This window comes from Trinickia acidisoli, from assembly GCF_017315725.1.
GTDB classification, from domain to species: domain Bacteria; phylum Pseudomonadota; class Gammaproteobacteria; order Burkholderiales; family Burkholderiaceae; genus Trinickia; species Trinickia acidisoli.
The window spans coordinates 472,388-490,662 of the sequence record NZ_JAFLRG010000001.1; the positions used below are offsets into that span (position 1 = coordinate 472,388).

Annotated in this window: 19 protein-coding genes; 9 read left to right on the forward strand and 10 right to left on the reverse strand. The window is 63.8% G+C overall.

Going from position 1 to position 18,275, the window contains the following annotated elements; all coding sequences use genetic code 11:
- Positions 1-128 precede the first annotated feature (128 nt).
- Positions 129-1,646, reverse strand: coding sequence for a hypothetical protein (locus J3485_RS02245; protein ID WP_206950972.1), 1,518 nt, complete (start codon positions 1,644-1,646; stop codon positions 129-131).
- 529 nt (positions 1,647-2,175) lie between these two features.
- Here J3485_RS02245 and J3485_RS02250 point away from each other — a divergent pair.
- The 3 genes from J3485_RS02250 to J3485_RS02260 all read left to right on the forward strand — a co-directional run bounded on the left by J3485_RS02250 (position 2,176) and on the right by J3485_RS02260 (position 3,421).
- On the forward strand, positions 2,176-2,472 hold the full coding sequence (locus J3485_RS02250) for a type II toxin-antitoxin system RelE/ParE family toxin (RefSeq protein WP_206950973.1): 297 nt from the start codon (positions 2,176-2,178) through the stop codon (positions 2,470-2,472).
- Positions 2,473-2,474: 2 nt separating this feature from the next.
- Entirely contained in the window at positions 2,475-2,771 is a 297-nt protein-coding gene (locus J3485_RS02255) for an addiction module antidote protein (protein WP_206950974.1), read from the forward strand.
- 299 nt (positions 2,772-3,070) lie between these two features.
- The gene (locus tag J3485_RS02260) at positions 3,071-3,421 is read left to right on the forward strand and encodes a hypothetical protein (RefSeq protein ID WP_206950975.1); all 351 of its coding nucleotides are present in this window, start codon (positions 3,071-3,073) and stop codon (positions 3,419-3,421) included.
- Here the strand turns inward: J3485_RS02260 and J3485_RS02265 are convergent.
- The 4 genes from J3485_RS02265 to J3485_RS02280 are packed head-to-tail and all read right to left on the reverse strand — an operon-like array spanning position 3,418 to position 8,029.
- Entirely contained in the window at positions 3,418-4,428 is a 1,011-nt protein-coding gene (locus J3485_RS02265; protein WP_206950976.1) for an alpha/beta fold hydrolase, read from the reverse strand. The two genes, J3485_RS02260 and J3485_RS02265, sit on opposite strands and share 4 nt — an antisense overlap.
- A gap of 28 nt (positions 4,429-4,456) precedes the next feature.
- On the reverse strand, positions 4,457-5,797 hold the full coding sequence (locus J3485_RS02270) for an MFS transporter (protein WP_206955597.1): 1,341 nt from the start codon (positions 5,795-5,797) through the stop codon (positions 4,457-4,459).
- An 11-nt stretch (positions 5,798-5,808) separates the two neighbouring features.
- Positions 5,809-6,921, reverse strand: coding sequence for an alpha/beta hydrolase (locus tag J3485_RS02275; protein WP_242538454.1), 1,113 nt, complete (start codon positions 6,919-6,921; stop codon positions 5,809-5,811).
- A 52-nt stretch (positions 6,922-6,973) separates the two neighbouring features.
- Positions 6,974-8,029, reverse strand: a complete 1,056-nt coding sequence (locus J3485_RS02280; RefSeq protein ID WP_206950977.1) for a porin — start codon at positions 8,027-8,029, stop codon at positions 6,974-6,976.
- 193 nt (positions 8,030-8,222) lie between these two features.
- On the opposite strand from J3485_RS02280, the gene J3485_RS02285 reads away from it, so the two are divergent.
- On the forward strand, positions 8,223-9,146 hold the full coding sequence (locus tag J3485_RS02285) for a LysR family transcriptional regulator (RefSeq protein ID WP_206950978.1): 924 nt from the start codon (positions 8,223-8,225) through the stop codon (positions 9,144-9,146).
- Positions 9,147-9,176: 30 nt separating this feature from the next.
- Here the strand turns inward: J3485_RS02285 and J3485_RS02290 are convergent, their stop codons facing one another.
- A complete protein-coding gene (locus tag J3485_RS02290) occupies positions 9,177-10,166 on the reverse strand; it encodes an NAD-dependent epimerase/dehydratase family protein (protein ID WP_206950979.1) in 990 nt (329 codons plus the stop codon).
- Between the two features lie 100 nt (positions 10,167-10,266).
- On the opposite strand from J3485_RS02290, the gene J3485_RS02295 reads away from it, so the two are divergent.
- Positions 10,267-11,184, forward strand: a complete 918-nt coding sequence (locus tag J3485_RS02295; protein ID WP_206950980.1) for a LysR family transcriptional regulator — start codon at positions 10,267-10,269, stop codon at positions 11,182-11,184.
- Positions 11,185-11,199: 15 nt separating this feature from the next.
- Here J3485_RS02295 and J3485_RS02300 read toward each other — a convergent pair whose 3' ends face one another.
- Positions 11,200-12,006, reverse strand: coding sequence for an alpha/beta fold hydrolase (locus J3485_RS02300; protein WP_206950981.1), 807 nt, complete (start codon positions 12,004-12,006; stop codon positions 11,200-11,202).
- 130 nt (positions 12,007-12,136) lie between these two features.
- Here J3485_RS02300 and J3485_RS02305 point away from each other — a divergent pair, with 130 nt between their 5' ends.
- Positions 12,137-12,343, forward strand: coding sequence for a hypothetical protein (locus J3485_RS02305; RefSeq protein ID WP_206950982.1), 207 nt, complete (start codon positions 12,137-12,139; stop codon positions 12,341-12,343).
- 5 nt (positions 12,344-12,348) lie between these two features.
- On the opposite strand, the gene flhC is transcribed toward J3485_RS02305, so the two are convergent.
- Entirely contained in the window at positions 12,349-12,873 is a 525-nt protein-coding gene (gene flhC / locus J3485_RS02310) for a flagellar transcriptional regulator FlhC (protein WP_206950983.1), read from the reverse strand.
- Between the two features lie 13 nt (positions 12,874-12,886).
- Complete coding sequence (gene flhD, locus J3485_RS02315) at positions 12,887-13,204, reverse strand: flagellar transcriptional regulator FlhD (RefSeq protein WP_206950984.1); 318 nt, start codon at positions 13,202-13,204, stop codon at positions 12,887-12,889.
- A 454-nt stretch (positions 13,205-13,658) separates the two neighbouring features.
- On the opposite strand from flhD, the gene J3485_RS02320 reads away from it, so the two are divergent.
- The 3 genes from J3485_RS02320 (at position 13,659) to J3485_RS02330 (ending at position 17,517) form a co-directional block, all read left to right on the forward strand.
- Complete coding sequence (locus tag J3485_RS02320; protein ID WP_206950985.1) at positions 13,659-14,657, forward strand: phosphoribosyltransferase family protein; 999 nt, start codon at positions 13,659-13,661, stop codon at positions 14,655-14,657.
- Positions 14,658-14,874: 217 nt separating this feature from the next.
- Positions 14,875-15,279, forward strand: a complete 405-nt coding sequence (locus tag J3485_RS02325; protein WP_206950986.1) for a heme-binding protein — start codon at positions 14,875-14,877, stop codon at positions 15,277-15,279.
- Between the two features lie 63 nt (positions 15,280-15,342).
- Entirely contained in the window at positions 15,343-17,517 is a 2,175-nt protein-coding gene (locus J3485_RS02330; protein ID WP_206955599.1) for a malate synthase G, read from the forward strand.
- Positions 17,518-17,630: 113 nt separating this feature from the next.
- On the opposite strand, the gene J3485_RS02335 is transcribed toward J3485_RS02330, so the two are convergent.
- Entirely contained in the window at positions 17,631-18,170 is a 540-nt protein-coding gene (locus J3485_RS02335) for an Lcl C-terminal domain-containing protein (protein ID WP_206950987.1), read from the reverse strand.
- Between the last annotated feature and the right edge of the window lie 105 nt (positions 18,171-18,275).

Below are 18,275 nucleotides of genomic sequence, written 5' to 3' on the forward strand. Positions count from 1 at the left end.
GTTTCGCTTCGAGTTCCGCTTTCGCGCGTGCGACCGCTTCGGCGAGCGCGCCCTCTCGTTCGCGAAGACGCGCTTCACGGGCCTCGGGCGTGAGTCCGGTGAGACCGAGTCGCTCGTCTCTATCCTTGTCAGACACCGTGCTGCCCCTCTGCCTTGCTTCTGTTGAGATCGAGATCGGCCAACTCAAACGTATCGCCCACCCGTAAGCCCGGCAGGATAGGCGCGATGCCCGCATGCAGGCCGAAGCCTTTTTCACCGGGGCGCCGGTGATGCTCGATCGCGTCGAGCCCGTGTTTGCGTCCGTACGCGTCGACGCGTTCCCGCGCTAGCTGAACCACGGAGTCCATTTGCTCGCGCGTCTGGTTCTCGCCGATCACGCGATCGCCAAACTCGTCTCCTCCGGTGCGCATCGGGCAAATATCGTAACCTGCGTCCGCGACCGTTTGCGCGGCAAGATGGATCATGCTGGCCATGTGCCGGTCGGCGTCGGCCCGCCCTAGCGCCTTTGTGATGCCGCCCAGATTGATGAGGTCCCACGAAATGAAATACCCGTCGAGCTTGCGCCCTTGACTGGCCGCGGCCTCCAGAACGGCCTGGCCTGCGCGCACGAACTTCGCTTTTGTGTGACCGCTTCTTGCACTATAGACACCTGCCGGATCGCGCTCGACTCTCCATCCCGCCGCTTTGAACAGAGGCCGCCATTTTGAACGGCCCACGCCGACCTTTGCAGCCGTTGCGTAGAACTCCCGTTCGATCGACTCGTCCGGATTCGGGCACCAGCGCGTTGGCGGCATGACGAACGGCTCTGCGAGCACGGCACCGCCAAGCACCTCATCCATGCTTTCGCCAAGCGCGTCTGAGGCACGTTCAACGATCTCCTCGAACGGCTGTCCCGGCTCGATCCGTACCAGCGCCATGTTGAGATCCACGCCGCGGCGGCGACGTCCGGGATGCTTAATTTGGTCGAGTCGATGTTGGAGTGCATAGAGATGCGCCTCGGTCTTGGCTTGCCGCAAGGCCCGAAGCATCCGCTTCTCGTCCGCTCGACCCACGGTCACGATGTGCCTGCCGGTACTGCTCGCGCGCATGGGCGCGAGGTCGACGGCCAGAGCGTTCAGCGCTGCGTCGGGGCGGCTCGAGATCGCTTCCAGGTGCCGATTGGCGGACGCCGCCACGTTGTGGAGGGCCTTGTTGAGTCCGGCCAGGTTGACGAAATCCGTTGCGAGCAGATAAGCCGATTCTTCCGGATGGCCGTCGATGTGGACTTGAGCCTGCTGAACGGTCTGCCTGACGAGGTCGTTGCCGCGGGCGTCGAACGCGCCGGTCCCGTCCTTCGGCGGAGGGGACCACAGCGCGTTGATCTGCGATGGCGTCAGGTCGAACGGCGCAGCGGCCTCCATGAAGCGCTCGCGGGCTGCGCCCTCCGGCCCTGGGAAGTGGTGATGACACATCAGGTCGTGCTTAGCGGGTGCCACCCGGATGCGCGCGATCGCATCCGCCTTCGGCAAGCCGGCCGCCAGTTGGCGCAGTCCTTCGACGGCGGGTGCGTGATCGCGCTCCGCCAGCGGCGCGCCTGCCGGCACTTCCTTTGGCGCTTCGCCGCCGCGGTTCATCTCGGTGTTGCCGCCAGGGCCGTCGACCTTCATTGCCAATCCACCAAAAGAAGGCTATGTCGCGTTCGCTTTTCGTTGCGGAGCGGCGACGCGCCCAGACCGCCGACCAGGCCACGCCCATATGCCATAGCGGGTGCCTACGGGGTCCTCGGCGGCAGGCTAGCACGACACAAGTGCGTGTCGGCGCGCCGGTGCGCAGCGCTGTTCAGTCAGGCGAAGGATCGTTTGGTGATGTGGATAACGGTGGGGAAGGCGTAGCCCGAGGAGCGATAAAGTCGAGCCGCCGAGCCGCTGCGTGTCGACGATCCCCTGCACGAGAGGGCACCTCCGTTGGACTGAATTCGTTCCGGAAAAAGGCTCTGCTTCGCTCGCGCCGCCAGAATGCGCGCCAAGCGAGCCATACGCAAATCTGTCTCTTAGTCGGTCATTTCGGCCGTCGAAAACGGGTGTGGCTGCTCTGAAGCGATAGCACTTATTCGGCCGCCGGTAACGATCACTGGCCGGATGGCGGCGATTCGCATTTGTGGGATTGATTTTATGTAGCCAGTAGGCTACGATCGATATGACTGAACTGCGCAAGACCTCAGAATTTGCCCGCTGGATCGATGATCTGCGAGACGCCCGAGCGCGTGCGCGAATTCAGATTCGTATCCAACGCCTCGCCGATGACAACCACGGGGACGTAAAGCCGGTCGGAGGTGGTGTCTCGGAGTTGCGCGTTGACTACGGCCCGGGATACCGCGTGTATTACACGCAGCGGCGTGGTGTCTGCATCCTGCTACTGTGCGGTGGCGACAAGCGGACACAGGATAGGGACATCAGACAAGCGCTGGATATGGCCCGCGAACTGGAGTTTTGACGATGGCTACGACTACTACACGGTACGACATTGCCGACCATTTGCGCAACGAGGAGGAAATGCGCCTGTACATTGAAGCCGCATTCGAAGAGGCGGGCGACGATGCGGCGTTCATCGCTAGGGCGTTAGGCGATGTGGCTCGCGCGCGCGGCATGACGCAAATTGCTCGCGACGCAGGCCTCTCTCGAGAAAGTCTGTACAAGGCCCTGTCCGGCGAGCGAAGCCCCGACTTCTCCACCATGCTTAAAGTTCTGCGTGCGCTCGGTCTTCGGTTACATCCTGAGCCATTGTGCGCGTGACCTGTTGCGCGGCGCGAGCGTAAGCTAGAAGACGTTCGTACCTGTCCGCCATTGCGGCAGAGGGCATAGAAAATTCAGGACTACTAAGCAATTGCGGAAGTGCGGAGCTGTATCGGTTCGTGATCGATCGCGCCTCGCCAAAGCATATGGCGAAGTCAAACGCATAGGACTCACGCAAGACGAATCGATAGAGCAAGCCCGACGGCAATGCGATGTGATCCGAAATAATCCGCCGGCGACGCCGACTTGGTATTTCATGCAGCCCATTGCTCATAAGTTTTTCACCGAGCGATTCTTGGATGAAAAGCTTCCTATTGAATCGTTGCTCCATCCTTGACATGCGAATCACCCTAATTTTCCAGCTTCAACAAGAAACGCTGCCTTCCCGCGAAGAACATTTCGGCGACCTTTGGAAGGTCGCAAAACGGTTCGAGCAGCTAGGCCTCCCGCTCGACAAGTGGTATCGGCCCGCGCGAACACCAAAGAAGTCTCTCGCGAATCGGGCTTTCGACCGCACTGGGCCGACGCCCGTCGCACCGGACATGCTTCGGGCTCAGGACGAACGGAACCGGACAACAAACCATCGGATCACGGCGATCTGGACCAGCGTCGCGACGCGAAAGCATTTGAACCACCTCCCTGAAACCTAGGCCGATGCAGTTCGACCGAACAGCGCCGCTACACCGCTCGGCGAGCAGAAGATGCCCTTGCCGTCATGGCCGAAGCCATCGACGACCAACGTCCGGTGACGCAGCGACGGGTGACGTATATGCATGTAGCGCGCGTAAGCGAGTCCGCGCGAAAGGCGATGCGCGCCTTGGGTCTGTGCAGCGCACGATTTATCGAGTGCGGGGTGCGCGGGATCGCAATCTTCGCCGCCGAGGAGCACCGTCACGTCACGACTTGCATACGCCGCTTCGAGATCGCGCGCGCATCTGTCGTTCGCCACTCTCCGCGCGTAAGCCGGCAAGCGGTTCAACCCGTATTTCCAGTCATTGAAGCCGGGACATTGCGCGGCATCGAATGGTGTGAAGCGGCCATCTTCGGTTGGCCGCTGTTCATCGAAATACACATACGAGGATGGATTCGCGATCACGTAACGCAGCGCGATGCCTTGACCGGTTAACTGCGATTCTCCGCGCGTGACGACCGCATAGCGCTGCACGACCTGGCCGCCGCCCGAATGACCGGCGACAACAACAGTCTCGAGCGACGGAAACCGAGTGCGTTGCGCGAGCAGCTCGAGGATCGCATCGAGCGCGTCGAACGAACTGAGCGGCGCCGGCCCCAACGCGGCGTCGCCACCCATCCATCCGGTCCATTCCCAGTGCAGCGCATCGGGCGCGAGCCGATGCGCGGCGACGTCGGCGGCGGCAAGGAACTGCGGCACGATCAGCAGCGTCTCGTCGTCGTGGCCGCCGGCGGCGCGCGCTTGCTGTGCGAGTTCGAAATAAGCATCGGCATTGCGCAAGCGACCGTGAATCAAGATCACCGCACGCCGTATCGCCGGCTGCGGCACGCGCCAATCACACGTGATGTAAAGCGCAATGACGCCGCGGCCCGCGGAAGTCGTGACGGCAAGACGATGCGGCGCGACCACGGCGACGGGGCGTTCATTCGGTGCGCGCTCATCGTCGGGACGGAATAACTGGGTCATGCAAAGCCTATCGAGCGTAGATCAATCGTTATTGCGCTGCCGGTGAGCCTTCCTGCGTCACCGGCGCCGGATCTCTCCCGGATTTCGTGAAGAAGACCATCGCGAGCGAGACGAGGCCGGCCACGATCAGATAGAAGGCCGGGGTATAGCTGCTTCCGCTCCAGTGCGTGAGCGACGTGATCGTGAGCGGCGCCAGTCCGCCGAACAACGTCACGGCCACGTTGTACGAGAGCGCGACGCCCGTCGAACGATTGCGCACGGGAAACAGCGTGGCGAGCATGCCGGGATGCGAGCCCGACATCGCGGCAAGAAACAGCGAGGACACCATCTGCGCGATGAACAGATGCGTCGGCGAGGGCGATGAGATGACGAAGCCGAACAGCGGATACGCGACGATGATCCATGCGATCACGACCGGATAGAACAGCCGATAGGCGCCGTAGCGGTCGCACAGCTTGCCCGCCAGTGGGAACAGTGCGAGGTTGAGCACGCCGGACACGAAGGCACCGACGAGCGCGGTCGAGAGCGGCAGGTGCAGTTGCCGTTCCACATAGAGCGGCAAATACGAATGCCACGCGTAGTTCGTCGCCGCGCCGACGATGATGATGCCCATCGCGCAGATGACGGCATCGGTATTCTCGCGAAAGAACGTGCGGACGGTGGGGCGCTGCGGCTTGCCGCCGTGTTCGCGCAATCGAGTGAATTCGGGCGATTCGGCTACGCGATGGCGAATATAGAAGCCGATCGGTCCCGCAAGCGAGCCCATCAAAAACGGCACGCGCCAGCCCCAGGCCACGAGCTGCGCATGCGAGAGATGGGTGGTCAGCAACCAGCCGACGCCCGAGGACAGCAACAGGGCGAACGATTGCGCCGACATGTTGAAGCTGCCGTAGAACATCTTCTTGCCCGGCGGCGCGTACTCGACGAGCATCGCGGAGGCCGTCGCGAACTGGCCGCCGACCGACATGCCTTGCAGCAACCGCGCAAGCACGATGAGCAGCGGCGCGGCGACGCCGATCGTTGCATACGAAGGGGTCAATCCCATCAGCAGCGTGCTGGCGGCCATCGTTACGATCAACATGGCGAGCGCGCGCCGTCTACCGGCGCGGTCGGCGTACATGCCGAGCAAGACGCCGCCGATCGGCCGCACGAGGAAGCCGATCGCAAACGTCGCGAGCGTGAGCGTGATCGACACGAACGGTCTATCCGCGGGGAAAAACACCTGCGCGATGATCTTCGCGAAATAACCGTAGACGAGGAAGTCGAACCACTCGAGGCCGCTGCCGAGCACGGACGACACGATCGCGCGGCGGACCATCCGCGGGCTCAATGTGGGTATCGTTGTGGGGCCGGACGTGCTTTCGATCATATGCGGTGCGTTCAATAGGCGCATGATTTCGTTCCAAACATCGCAGCAAGTGCGCACGACGACGTGAGCATGCGCGCGCCATTGTGGCCTACGCCGGGCACGACGTGAAATTGCTGATTCAAGCCTGCGGGATGACGCGCTTGCAGGTAATGGAAATAGCCCTGCGCCCGCGCAACGCGTTCCATTCCCTGTGCTTCGGCGGGGCAACTGCGATCCAGTGCGGCCTGATTCGGATCGTCGTCGCTACCGCCGACGAGATACGTCACGCGGCGGCTCACATAGGCCGCTTCCAGTTGCGCGGGGCTGCGATCGCTCACGTAAGGCGGGCGTGCTTGCATTCCATACTTCCAGTCGTCGAAATTCGCACACCGCGCCGCATCGAAGGCCGAGAACCCGCCGTTCGCGTTGGGCCGCGATTCGTCGAAATAGACATACGACGATGGGCTCGAGACCACGTAGCTTATGTCGATCCCCTCTTGCGCGAGGGCTTGCAAGCCATGTGCGGCCACCGCGTAGCGTTGCACGACTTGCGCACCGCCCGAGTGACCGGCGAAGACGATCTGTTTCAGATGCGCAAACAGGTGCCGGTCCGCAAGGCGCGCGACGATCGCATCGAGCACCGCGTACGAACTGAGCGGCACGCTGCCGTCGGCAGGCTCGCCGCCCATCCACGCGTTGTCCTTCCAGTGCAGCATGTCGGCGGGCAGATCATGCACGCGCATGTCGAGCGTTGCGAGAAACTGCGGCGCGATCAGCAGCGTCGTGCCCGGTTCCGCGCCCGCCGCATCGCGTGCGTGCAAAGCCGTTCGATAGTAGACGTCCGCGTTGCGCAGCTTGCCGTGAATGACGATGACGGCGCGCTCGATACGCGGCTGCGGCGCGTTCCAATCCGCCGAGAGATAGAGCGGAAACTGCGCCGGCCCTTGTGGCGTGTCGAGTTGCAGACGCGCGGGCGCAATCACGGCCACCGGGTGCAGGTGCGGCGCGTACACATGTTGCGCGAGCGCGGCGTTGGGCACGGCAACGGACGTCAACGCCAACGTCAATCCAGCCGCCACGGTTGCCGCTGCGCACCGCCGTATCGTGCGCAGCGCGTTGAGGTGTGCGATCTTGATTAGATTCATCGATTCACTCCCGAATCATCCCGCGTATCGTCGTCCGTCATCATCCGGCTGCTCAGAATCGATGGCGAATGCCGACCGTCACACCGGTCTGGTTTGCCCAGAATGCCGTGTCGTCGGTGACGCCGACCGGCGTGAACGTGCCGTTCCCATTATGCGTGGCTGCGGCATATGCGACGGTCGCATAGACGTCCGTGCGCTTGGATAGCGTGTAGTCGCCGCTCAGGACGCCCATGATCGAGTTCGACACGCCACTCGTCGCGTTGCTTTGGTAGTACAGCGCCGCCGTCAACTGGAACGCCGGCGTGAAACGATAACGCGTGCCGCCGAACCACAACGCCTGCGATATCGTTGCGCCCTTGGTCGGGTTTTCCAAGAAGTGCTCGTAGCCGCCCATCACGGTGACGCTGCCGAATTGATCGCGCGCGGACAGGCTCCAGTTGCGCGATTTCGTCCATGTGCCCGTGGAGGTGACCGCACCGTTGCGATAGTCGTAGGCGAAGGCGGCCGACAGCGTGCCGATTGCGTACTCCAGGCCCGCGCCGTATGCCGCGTTGCTCTGGAAGGAGCCTACGGTGCCGCCGAAGCTGTAGTCGGCGATCGCTTTCAGTCCGCCGAACTGGCCGACGTATTTCACCGAGTTGTCGAGTCGTGCTTTGTAGGAGAAGTCGTCGGACGAGCCCGTCGTCGGGAACCACGTGTATTGCGGGGCATAGCCCATCGGATCGTATTGTTCGAGGATGTCGTACATCGCCGTGTACTGCAGGCCGGCCGAGAATGCCCCGTACGATGCATTCGAGATGCCGACGGCCGCGGTTCGATTGAACAGCACACCCGATGTCGTGTTGGTGCCGTCGGTGCCGTTGAATCCCGCTTCGAGTTCGAAGAACGTTTGATAGCCGCCGCCGAGATCCTCGGTACCGCGAAAGCCGAACCGCGAATTGCTGAGGCCGCCGGAATTCTCGCGCACCAGCGCGTCGCCTTTCGCGTCGGCATGATTGACGAATTCAAGATTGGTATCGATCAAGCCGTAGAGCGTGACCGACGATTGCGCGTGCGCCGACAGGCTGGCCGCGCCGACAAGAGCGGCGGCGAAATAGTGCTTCTTCATTGTGGGGGTCTCCATCCATGCAAAGCTCGGGTTGTTATCCGTGGCGGCGTGCGGCGAGCGGTTGCCGATTCCGGTTTTTATCGCGATGGCGAGATCGTAGGTTCGGGGTTGGTAAATGTAAAATACCTATTTTGTGAGCTATCCATATTTAATAAATATGGATTTTCGCGGTGCGACTTCATGGGGACGGACGATGGAATTGCGGCATCTGCGTTACTTTTTGGTCGTCGCCGAGGAGGGGCAATTCACGCGCGCGGCGTCGCGGCTCGCGATGCAGCAACCGCCGCTGTCGCAGCAAATTCGCCTGCTCGAGGAGGAGATCGGCTTCGATCTATTCGAGCGCCTGCCGCGCGGCGTCGTGCTGACCGAGGCCGGCAAGGCGTTTGCACAGGACGCGCAACGCATCATCGAGGGCCTGCAGCACGCGGTCGAGCGTGCGGCCAGAATTGCGCGCGGCGAGCTTGGCACGATCTCGATTGGGCTCACGAGTTCCGCGAGCTTTCATCCGCTGACCACGGAGGCGATCCGCGAATTCCGGCGGCTGCATCCGGACGTGGGCATCGACTTGATCGAGTTGAATGCGGCCGAAGTCAACGAGCGGCTTGCGGGCGGGCTCGTTCATGTCGCGTTCCTGCGCAAGCCGGTGGAGCGGCCGCCGAGTTTGTCGTTCGACGTGCTCGAGGAGGAGCCGATGGTCGTCGTGCTGCCCGAAGATCATGCGTTGTTGAGGCGCCGGCGGGGCCGGCAATCGGACATCGCGCTTCGCGAGCTTGCCGACGAACCCTTTATTTTCGTGCGGCGGCCGGGATCGCCCGGCATGTATGCGGACATCCTCACCGCATGCCGCGAGGCGGGGTTTTCTCCGAACGTCGTGCGCGAAGTGCCGCGCATGCTTTCGGGTATCAAGCTCGTGTCGACGGGGCTTGGCGTGACGCTGGTCCCTGCGTCGATGCAGCGATACAACCAAGCGGGCGTGGTCTACCGTCGACTGAAAATGCCGCATGCATTGACGGCGCCGATTACATTGAGCTTTCCCACGACGCAGCAGAACGGCGCCGCGAGCCGCTTCGTCGAATTCGTGCAGCAGCATTTTCGGCAAGGGAAGGCTGTGTCGTAGCGAGCGCGCCCCTCGATACCCCACGCTCAGTCAGCGCACGCAGCCGATGCCCCGCAGCGTCGCTTCGACGGCGGCATCGAGCGGCGTGAACGGTTCGCTGCCGAGCACACCGGCGAGGCGCGCATTGGTCATTTGTACCGGTACCTTCCAGAGGTAGCGCATCTCCATCATCTCGCGCAGCGTCGGCACGAACGGGGTGGCCAACCGGACCAACCACCACGGGAAGCGCCGCAGTTTGGGGCGCGCGCCATGCCGCTCTACGACGGCACGGATCGCCGCGGCCATTTGCGTGCCGTCCTTATCCCAATGCCCTGCCATATGGAACGTGGAAAACGGGGCGAGCGTCGCTCGGCGCTCGATGAGCGCGAGCATCGTGCGGGCGACGTCGGGCACGTAGGACCAGGCGTGCCCGACGCCGCGCCGGCCCGGGATGCGCACGGCCTTGACGGGACGCCCCGCCGTGACGAGCCCCTGCGAAAACCAGCTATTGCCGACGTGCGGGCCGAAGAAGTCGCCCGCGCGAACGATGATCGTTCGAACGCCTCGCGTCGTTGCCACCTCGAGCCTGCGCTCGAGTTCCACGCGGATCGCGCCTTTGCGCGTCGACGGTCGTTGCGGCGAATCCTCCTTCAAGAGCGGAAACGCGTCGGCGCCGTAGTTGTAGACGGTTCCGGGCAATACGATGGTTGCGCCGGCGGCGGCCGCCGCCTCGATCGTGTTGTCGATCATCGGCAACACGAGTTCGGACCAGCGCAAATACCCCGGCGGATTGACTGCGTGCACGATCACGCTGCAACCGCGTGCCGCCGCGACGACGGCTTGCCGGTCCATGGCATCGCCGGGTATCCAGGCGATGCCTTCGCGCTCGGCGGCCGCGTCGGGCCGGCGCGTGAGTGCCTTGACTTCCCAACCCGCATCGCGCAATTGCCGTGCGAGCTCGCTGCCGATGCCGCCCGTCGCGCCCAGTACGAGCGCGCGCTTGGTATTCGCTTCTTGTCTCGCTTCTTGCCTCGTTTCCATCGCCGTTCTCCTCAGAAGAGTGTCTCGATGGGGCACATTCTGGGGCGAGCTTCGATATAAAGGAATTGGCGAGCATAAGCGATCGGATATACATTTATGTATGGCATCGAATCTGAGCTGGGAACTCTACCGAACCTTTCTTGCCGTGCTGACGGAGCGTTCGCTGTCGGGCGCGGCCCGTGCGCTCGGCATTACGCAGCCGACGGCCGGGCGCCACGTCGCGGCGCTGGAGGCCGCGTTCGGCCAGACGTTGTTTACGCGCTCGCAGTCGGGGCTGCTGCCGACCGAGGCCGCGCTCGCGCTGCGCGGCTATGCATGCGCGCTGCAAAGCACCGCGGCTGCGCTCGAGCGTGCGGCGGCGAGCCACGGAACCGGGCTGGCGGGTGTCGTGCGCGTGTCGGCGAGCGACGTGATCGGCGTCGAGGTGTTGCCGTCCGTCATTGCCGAGCTCAGACGGGCGCATCCGGAGCTCGTTGTCGAATTGGTGCCGACCGATCGCATCCAGGACGTGTTGCAGCGTGAAGTCGACATCGCCGTGCGCATGGCCGAGCCGTCGCAGGGGGCGCTGATCGCGCGCAGGATCGGCGAGGTGGAACTCGGGATGTACGCGAGGGCTGATTATGTCGAGGAGCACGGCGAGCCGGCGACGCTCGCCGACCTGGCGCGACATGCGTTGATCGGCTTCGATCAAGTGACGCCGTTCCTGCGCGAAGCCGGCAAAGCATTTCCGATCTGGAAGCGCGAAGCCTTCGCCCTGCGTACCGACAGCACGCTCGCGCAGCTTGCGTTGATTCGCGCGGGCTGCGGAATCGGCATCTGTCAAAACGGCATTGCGCAACGCGATTCGCTCGTGCGGTTGCTGCCCGATGCCGTCGCGCTGAAGCTGCAAACGTGGGTGGTCATGCACGAGGATTTGCGCGGCAGCCCGCGTTGCACGGCAACCTTCGATGCGTTGGTGCGCGGGCTGCAGGCGTATATCGCCGGCGATCATGCTGGTTCGGACCGGCGAAGGCGCTAGCGATGCATCGCACTGTCAGTTCCTACGCATGAAATCCCACATGTCCGCGTGCAACTGACCCATATGTGTGTACAGCAGCCCGTGCGGCGCGTCCGCATAAACCTTCAGTTGGCACCCGCGTATCAATTCCGACGACGGCAATCCGCCCACTTCGAGCGGCACCGAGCGGTCGCGGTCGCCGTGCACGATCAGCGTCGGACGGTCGATGCGCAACATCTCGTCCCTGAAATCGGCTTCTGCGAGCGCACGGCTGCATGCCAGCGTGACGGGCACCGACGATTGCAGTAGCGTGATGCCCCATTTCATCATCGCCGGCGACGTTTCCGGCACGAAGAACGGGGCGAGCGAGGCGGCCACCCAGCTCGGATAGTCGCGGCGCCACAGCGCCCAGAGCGCTTCGAATTGCTCGCGGGGCACGCCGGTGGGGTTGTCCTCGGTCTTCAAGAGCATCGGCGTGGTGGGTGAGAGCATGACGACGCGGGCCACGCGCCGGCTGCCGTGTCGGCTCAGATAGCGCACGACTTCGCCGGTGCCCATCGAGTGCGATACGAGCGTAATCTCTTTCAGATCGAGCTTGTCGATGAGCGTTGCGAGGTCGTCGGCGAACGTGTCGAAGTCGTAGCCGTGCGCGCTCTCGTCCGATTTGCCGTGACCGCGGCGGTCCAGGGAAATGCAGCGCATGCCGCGCTCGCCGAATTCGGCGAACTGGTAGTCCCACATCGCGCTACCGCAGGCCAGCGCGCTCACGAACACCATCGGTGCGCCGCGGCCCCATTCGCGCCAGTAGAGTTGAGTGTCGTCGTTCGCGGTAATGAATGGCATGGTCGTTCTCCTTTGGTGGGTTGTCGATATCGGTTGTCGATGCGTTGGAAGGCATCGTAGAAGGAGCCGAACGCAAAATCGATTACCTCGGAGGTCATGGAAATTCAGTCATCCCGCCGACGACTTGCAAATGCAGCCGAGCGTCAATGCGGTGGCGTCGATCGACGTCGAGGCGGCGCGCGAGCGCGCAGGCACGGTTCGAGCACAGGGTTTGCTCGCAGGCGTGCCGACGTTGTTGAAAGATCTGTTTGCCTATCCGGGCCTGCCCATCGAGTTTTGGCGGTATCAGCTCGCCGGACTGCAAGCGCTGCCGGGCGCCGCCGATCAGCGGCGCTAGCGTGCTCAGTTAAGCGTCTTCGCTTTCTTGCCGGCGCGCGAGGGCGGCTGACACATGACGCAAGCTTTTGCGCGAGGCAGATCGTGCTTGTACGAGACGAACTTGCCCTTGCAGCGGCAGCATTGGTGCATCTCGAGGATGCCGCCGTTGAAGAAGCGCACGAGCGTCCAGGCACGCGTCAAATCCAGATGCACATCGAGGCCGCCGTTCGTGCAGTGCTCTCGATAGAGACGGTAGCCTTTGGTCAGCGCGTCGACGTGCGAGCAGCGCGCTTCGCCCTTCAGAAACGAGTACGTGTGATAGAACAGCGACGCGTGGATATTGGCCTGCCACGTCATGTACCAGTCGGCGGAGGAGGGCAGCATGCCCTTCGGCGGCGATTCGGATTTGACTTCGCGATAGAGGCGGATCAGCCGCTCGCGCGAGAGCGAGAGTTCGGACTCGAGCACCTGCATGCGGGCGCCCAGTTCGATCAGTGCAACGGCGCGGGACACTTCCTGTGCTTCTTCGATCAGGCTCGTCTTCGGCATGGTTGGCTCCCTTTTAGCAGAATTGCTTGGCGGGCTGCGCGGCGAGCAAGATCGCCGCGTGCGTGGCGGCGGCGTCGAGCCCCTTGTCGGCCGTCGTGAGGGCCGTCAGCATCGCCGCGTCGTCGAAGCGGAAATCGCAGACGAGGTCTTCCGACTGGGCGAGCTTGATCGTTTGCGCGGGCGTGAGCGTGTGGACCAAGTCGGCCAATTGCGCCGACAAGCCGAGCTTGAACAGGCCTTCGGCGTAGTCCTCGTTGAGCATGTGCTGCGCAAGCATCAAATACGACAGGTTGATTTCGCGTATCGTTTCGAGCACTTCGCGATTGTCCACTCTAGCCTCCGCAACGGGGAACACGGGTCGCACGCCTCTCGATTCGACCGCTTACTGAACTGCGCGGTGTGGTGCATGCGTCGGATGAAAGTATTGTTCAGATCGTTGGCGCCACCAATCAGCGCCGGCGGAACCTGATGTCGTCCCGTCTGCCGCGGATGTAAGCGTTTTCCTACGAGCGCTGGCGCGCCTGCCCGGCAGCCCCGCCCAGCAAGCTGCGATAGCGCGCCGGGTTGGAGTCGAACGCATGTTTGAAGGCATTGCCGGAAATGCGACTGAGACGAGAAACCGCCGGCGAGCGCGATCTCCGTCAGCGGCGGGCGAATATCGGCGAGTCATCGACAGCGAGCCGCGCGTTGCGCTGCGAATGGACGGCAACCCGCCTATTGGCAATAATGCTGGGTTGACCGCCCGCTTCGTCGCATCATTCGCACAATCGCGTCGCCATCCCGCCATGCACAAACCCATACTTGCGCTGACCTACGATCAGATCGATCAATGGATCGCCTCGCTGCAGCCCGATCTGGCCGGTGAGGGATTGGCGTGCGCCGTCGGCATTTTGCGTGGTGGCGCGCCGCTTGCACTCATGGTGTCGCACGCGGTCGGCGTGCCCGCGGCGTTTTTACGCTACGAGCGCGCGACGCGCACGGTGGCATGGGATTCCTCGATTGCCATGCCGCTCGCGGGCAGCAAAGTGCTGCTTTGCGAAGATATCGCCGGCGCCGGCAACACGCTCGACGATTGCATGGCCTTTCTGCGCGCTCACGGGCTCGAGGTGATCACGCTCGCGGCGGGATTCGACGATCTGAGTCGGATTCGGCCCGATTACGGCATCGACGCCCGCGGTTATTTCGTTTTGTTCCCGTGGGAGCGCCACGCCTACACCGATCCTTATCGCGAGGCATGGCAGCGAACGCGGGCGGGTACACGGGGCGCGATCGGCGAAGATCACGAATTCGCGGTCTACGCCGTCGATCTCGACGGCATTCTGTTACCGGACGTTGCGCCGGAGCACTATGAAGCCGATCTGGCCGCTGCCCTCGCCGAGCGCGATGCGCTCCTGCCGTTCGACCGCTTGCCCGGCATCGACTTCGCGTGCGCCAAGGCGATCGTCACGGGGCGCCCCGAGATCGATCGCGCGCGCACGCAGGCCTGGCTGACCCGGCACGGGTTCGACCGGCCGCGGCTCGTCATGCGCGATCCCGCGCGCCACGGCGATCGGCCGCACGAGGTGGCGGCGCATAAGGCGCAGGCGGCCGTCGAGCTATCGTGCACGCATTTCGTCGAAAGCGATCCGGTGCAGGCCATTCATATCGCGCAATTCGCGCCGCTTTTGCGCGTCGTTTGGTGGAATGCGGCTGACGGCACCGGCAAGCTCGTTTCGGCACATCGATGGGAGCCGGCGAGCGCCGAGCGCACGCCGGCTCGACAACGCGAGTTGCCGGCCGCCTGACCCGGCACCCTGCCTTCGAGCCTTTGTCGTGGCGGCGGCGCGGCACGAGCATGCGGCTCGGCCGATTGGCATCTATGCTGTGGTTCAGCAGGTCGGTATTCGTTCGCGCAACCTACGGACACGCGCAAGCTTGCGACAATGATCTCGACGCGGCGCAGCGCGCCGACGTCGCACCTTTCTTCTACCTTTGACTTTGACCTTTGAGAGAGAGCGGACGATGCAAACGAAACCTGTACTTGGCCTTGCCGAAGCGAACACGATCATCGAAGCGGCCCGCGCCGAAGCCCTGAAGCACGGCTGGAACGTGGCGATCGCACTGGTCGACGACGGCGGGCATCCCCTCGCGCTCACGCGCTTGGACGGCGCGTCGCCCGTCAGCGCCTACATTGCGATGGAAAAAGCGCGCACCTCGGCGCTCGGCCGGCGCGAATCGAAAGCTTACGAAGACATGATCAACGGGGGACGTACCGCATTTCTGAGCGTGCCGCTCCAAGGCACGCTCGAGGGCGGCGTGCCGGTCGTCGTCGACGGGCACGTGGTCGGCGCGGTGGGGGTATCGGGCGTCAAGTCGGAGCAGGACGCGCACGTCGCCAAGACAGGCGCGCAAAGCATCGAGGCTTAGCCCGGAGCCGTTTTTCAACGAAACAACCGAAGCAACAACCGAAGCAACAACCGCATCATGAATCTGACCGACCACCACGGGCTGCGTGTCGACGCGGCCCTGAGCCAATTCATCGAGCGCGAGGCGATGCCGGGTACCGGCATCGCCTCGTCGGCTTTCTGGCAAGGCTTTGCCGCGCTCGTGCACGAGCTGGCCCCGAAAAATCGAGCGCTGTTGGCCGAGCGCGATCGCCTGCAAACGGCGCTCGACGAATGGCATCGCACGCATCCCGGCCCCGTTCGCGACTTGCGTGCCTATCGTACGTTTCTCGAAGAGATCGGCTATATCGTGCCGGCGCCGGCCGGCGTGAAGATCGGCACGGCTGGCGTCGACGTCGAGATCGCCGAGCAAGCGGGCCCGCAACTCGTCGTACCGCTGTCGAATGCGCGCTACGCGCTCAACGCGGCCAACGCGCGCTGGGGCAGCCTTTACGACGCGTTATACGGCACCGACGCGTTGCCTGAGGACGATGGGGCGACGCGTTCGGGCGACTACAACCCAGTGCGCGGCGCACGGGTCATCGACTACGCGCGCGCGTTTCTCGATCGCGCCGCGCCGCTCGCGGGCGCGTCCCATTGCGACGCCACGGCTTATGCCGTGCGCGACGGCCGTCTCGTCGTGCGCACGAAGGCGGGCGAGGCGAGCCTTGCGGACCCCGGGCAATTCGTCGGCTACCAAGGGCAGAGCGATGCGCCGTCGGCCGTTCTACTCAAGCACCACGGGCTTCACATCGAGATTCGGATCGACGCGCAGGCGCCGATCGGCAAGACCGACGCGGCCCGCGTGAACGACGTCGTGCTCGAAGCGGCGGTCACGACGATCATCGATTGCGAGGACTCGGTCGCGGCCGTCGACGCCGCGGACAAGGTCGCGCTTTATCGCAACTGGCTCGGGCTCATGCAGGGCACGCTCGAGGAAGCGGTCAGCAAGAACGGCAAGACGTTCACGCGGCGTTTGAACGACGATCGCGCCTATCACACGGGCGAGGGCGGCACGCTGACGCTGCACGGCCGTTCGCTGCTGTTCGTGCGCAACGTCGGTCATTTGATGACGACGAACGCGGTGCTCGACCGCGACGGGCGCGAGATCCCCGAGGGCGTGCTCGACGCGGTCGTCACGACGCTCTGCGCGCTGCATGATCGGCAGAACCGGCGCAACTCGCGCGAAGGGGCGATCTACATCGTCAAACCGAAGATGCACGGGCCGGCCGAAGCCGCATTCGCCGATGAGCTGTTCGGCCGTGTCGAGCGCCTCTACGGCCTGCCGCCGCAGACGATCAAGATCGGCATCATGGACGAAGAGCGCCGCACGAGCATCAACCTCGCTGCCTCGATCGCTGCCGCGGCGGGGCGCGTTGCCTTCATCAACACGGGCTTTCTCGATCGCACCGGCGACGAGATGCACTCGACGATGGAAGCGGGCCCGATGCTGCGCAAGGGCGATATGAAGAGCACGGCGTGGATCGCAGCCTACGAGCGCAGCAACGTGCTCGTCGGTCTCGCCTGCGGGCTGCGCGGGCGCGCCCAGATCGGCAAGGGCATGTGGGCGATGCCCGATCTGATGCATGCGATGCTCGAGCAAAAGGGCGCTCAGCTTCGCGCCGGGGCCGATACTGCATGGGTGCCGTCGCCGACGGCGGCCACGCTGCATGCGCTTCACTATCACGAAGTGGACGTGCGGGCCGTACAGCAGTCGCTCGAGAAAATCGACTATGCGAGCGAGCGCGATGCGCTGCTCGACGGTTTGTTGACGGTGCCCGTCGTCGAGCGCGCTTCGTGGTCGGAGGAGGAGATTCGCCGCGAGGTGGAGAACAACGCGCAAGGCATTCTAGGGTACGTCGTGCGATGGATCGAGCAAGGGGTCGGCTGCTCGAAGGTGCCCGATATCCATGACGTCGGCTTGATGGAGGATCGCGCGACCCTGCGCATCTCGAGCCAGCATATTGCCAATTGGCTACGCCACGGGGTGATCACGCCTGAGTTCGTGAAGGCGACCTTCGAGCGGATGGCGCGCGTCGTCGACCAGCAAAACGCGGGCGATCCGAACTACCGGCCGATGGCACCCGATTACGCCGCGTCGTTCGCGTTTCGCGCGGCATGCGCGCTTGCGTTCGAAGGACGGACGCAGCCGAACGGGTATACGGAGCCGTTGCTTCATCGCTTTCGCTCGGAATTCAAGCGCCACGTGGCAGGCGATTAGCCGGACCGGCCCGTGCTGCTCGGCACTGGCGTCGCGGCGACGGGCGCGCTTTTTCCGCTCGTGCCGGCCACGCTCGGTCGGTCGCCCGTTCGCCTGCTTACTCACTTACTGATTCATTCATCGTCGGACGTGGCGCTGCCGTCGATGATGAGCATGCTGCGAACGGGCCGCGCGCGGGCCGGCATGTGTTTGAAGAGACTTTCGAGATGCACGTCGCCGAAACTGCGGCCCCACGCCATGGCGCTCGATTGCTCCGTGCTCGACCAGTACCAATCCGTCTTGTCGAATGCGTCGCGAATCGTGACGTTGGCGATCTCGAGTTCACGGTGGGACGGCAGGTAGAAATCCTTGTGACCGTCCTTTTCGTAAGCCGCGGCAAAGCGTGCCGCATGATGGCCGTGCCACGGCTTTGGGCAACCGACGAGATCGCGCGTATTCGCGTGGCCGTCGCCGTCCTCGTGCGCGCCTTCCTCCGTCGCGCCGAACCCGCCCCAGGGGATGTCGACGGCTTCGTCTTCGGCGACGATCAAGACGCGGGGCTGGGTGCCCTCGTAATCGGGCATGATGCCGGCGTATAAACCGCCTTGTCCCGGCCAGTACTCGCCGAGCTTCGGCGCATCGGCGAGCCGGACGCCCTGGGTGGTATCGATCACAATCGCTCCTCGTGTGTTGAGTGGCCCGCTGCCGCGCGGGTGGAGTTGGTCGGCGCGACGATATTGATGCACGCGCTCCTTCAATCGTCGATTGCGCTCGACATT